Origin of the sequence: Micrococcus sp. TCR-5 (assembly GCF_052220525.1) — a bacterium.
Lineage (GTDB): Bacteria > Actinomycetota > Actinomycetes > Actinomycetales > Micrococcaceae > Micrococcus > Micrococcus luteus.
The window spans coordinates 1-812 of sequence record NZ_JBQPDO010000042.1 but is presented as its reverse complement, the minus strand read 5'-3'; the positions used below and the strand labels follow the sequence as shown (position 1 = coordinate 812).

The following is an 812-nucleotide window of genomic DNA, read 5'->3' as shown; positions in this document are numbered from 1 at the left end:
TGGGCTGACCCCGTTTCGTAGGTCCAGTCGTTATGAGAGTCGTCCTGTTGCCCGCGGTCGCGGGCAGGGAGACTGGTCAGATCATGACGAACAGCAGGAAGCGTCACACCCCCGAGCAGGTCGTCCGTAAGCTCGGGCAGGCCGACAGGATGCTCGCCGATGGTCAGGACGTCGCGGCGGTGTGCCGGGAGCTCGGGGTGTCCGAGCAGACGTACTACCGGTGGCGGAACCAGTACGGCGGCCTCAAGGCCGACGACGCAAAGCGCCTGAAGGAGCTGGAGAAGCAGAACGCGACCCTGAAGCGTCTGCTCGCGGAAGCGGAGCTGGAGAAGGCCGCGCTCAAGGAGCTGGCTGAGGGAAACTTCTAAGCCCGGACAGGCGCCGCGCCGCCGTCGATCACCTCAAGCGCAAGTTGCGGGTGAGCGAACGGATGGCGTGCCGTCTGGTCGGGCTGAGCCGCTCCGCGTACCGGCGACCGCTCAAGGGCGACACGGTCGCGGACCCGGATCGGGCGCTCAGGGAGTGGCTGCGCGCCTGGGCGAAGGACCATCCCCGCTACGGGTATCGGCGGGCGTATCACGACGCCCGCGCCGAGGGGTGGGTGGTGAACCACAAGAAGATCCAACGCCTGTGGCGTGACGAAGGGCTCCGGGTCCCGCAGCGGCGTCGACGCAAGCGCGTCGGGTCCTCGACCGTCGACGCGCCGACGGCGGACGCGCCGAACGTGGTGTGGGCGGTGGACTTCCAGTTCGACGCCGACGAGCACGGACGACCGATCAAGATCTGCTCGATCGTCGACGAACACACCCGGG

Annotated in this window: 1 pseudogene; it reads left to right on the top strand. The window is 68.1% G+C overall.

The features are described from left to right. Window positions 1-83 precede the first annotated feature (83 nt). A pseudogene (locus ACTSKS_RS11020) lies at window positions 84-812 on the top strand (IS3 family transposase); the annotation flags it as partial.